Consider the following 1,237-nt stretch of genomic DNA (forward strand, 5'->3'; position numbering starts at 1 on the left):
TGGACTTGCCTCGGAAAAGTGGAGAGCTCTTTTTGTGAAGGAGGAGGTCTCCGATGGCAGAACCCAAGAAGCAGTTCACCCCTGAGTTTCGTGCGGAGGCGGTCCGGCTGACCCGGACGAGTGGCCGTTCCCATCGCGAGATCGCCGCCGATCTCGGGGTCGGGCGCTCGACCTTGCGCAACTGGATCGACGGCCAACGTGATCGAGAGATGGACGCGCTGCCGTCCGATCGGCAGGAGGATATGGCCGCGGAGCTGAAGCGTCTGCGGCGCGAGAACGAGGTGCTGCGCCAGGAGAGAGAGATCCTGAAGCGGGCCACGACTTTTTTCGTCAACGAGGGACGTCGGTGAGGTTCGAACTCATCGACGCGACGAAGAAGGATTTCCCCGTCCAGCGTCTGTGCAAGGTCCTCGATGTGAGTCCGAGCGGCTACTTCGCCTGGAAGAACCGGCCCGCCTCTCGCCGTCAGCGCGAGGACCTGGTCCTGCTCGCCCATGTCCGTTCGGCTTTTTCGCTCTCGCACGAGACCTACGGCAGCCCGCGCATGACGCATGAACTGCGCGAGCAGGGACTGGCGGCGGGGCGGCGACGCGTGGCGCGGCTGATGCGAGAGAACGGGCTCAGGGCCCGTCAGCCTCGACGCTTCCGGCGTACGACCGACAGCCAGCATGCTTTCCCGGTGGCACCCAACCGGCTCGATCAGGACTTCGCCGCCGCCGCACCGAACGAGAAATGGGGCACCGACCTCTCCTACATCTGGACGCGGGAGGGCTGGCTGTATCTAGCGGTGGTGATCGACCTCTACGCCCGGCGGGTCGTGGGCTGGGCGGCGGGCGACCGGCTGCACAAGGAACTGGCTCTGACCGCCTTGCGACGAGCCCTGATCATGCGAAGGCCGGCAGCAGGTTTGCTCCATCATTCCGATCGTGGCAGTCAGTATTGTTCGAATGAGTACCAAGCCGAACTACGACGATCTGGCATCGTGATCTCGATGTCCGGCAAGGGTAACTGTTATGATAATGCGATGGTCGAGACGTTCTTCAAGACACTGAAGAGCGAGCTCGTCTGGCGCACCGTCTTCCAAACCCGGGCTGAGGCGACCGAGGCCCTGGCCCGCTACATCGATGGCTTCTATAATCCGCGCCGGCGGCATTCCGCGCTCGGCTTCGTCAGTCCCATCCAGTTCGAGAAACGCAGCGCTACCCAAACCGCTCTCCACTAAACCGAAGCAAGTCCA

Annotated in this window: 1 protein-coding gene; it reads left to right on the forward strand. The window is 63.1% G+C overall.

Annotated features, from left to right (window positions below):
* The first annotated feature begins 53 nt into the window (after positions 1-53).
* A protein-coding gene (locus tag G3T14_RS24160; RefSeq protein ID WP_163645004.1) for an IS3 family transposase occupies positions 54-1,222 on the forward strand; the annotation gives its coding sequence in 2 pieces (ribosomal slippage) (positions 54-321 and positions 321-1,222; 1,170 coding nt in all).
* The last annotated feature ends 15 nt before the right edge of the window (positions 1,223-1,237 follow it).

The organism is Methylobacterium sp. BTF04 (assembly GCF_010692745.1).
Taxonomy (GTDB): domain Bacteria; phylum Pseudomonadota; class Alphaproteobacteria; order Rhizobiales; family Beijerinckiaceae; genus Methylobacterium.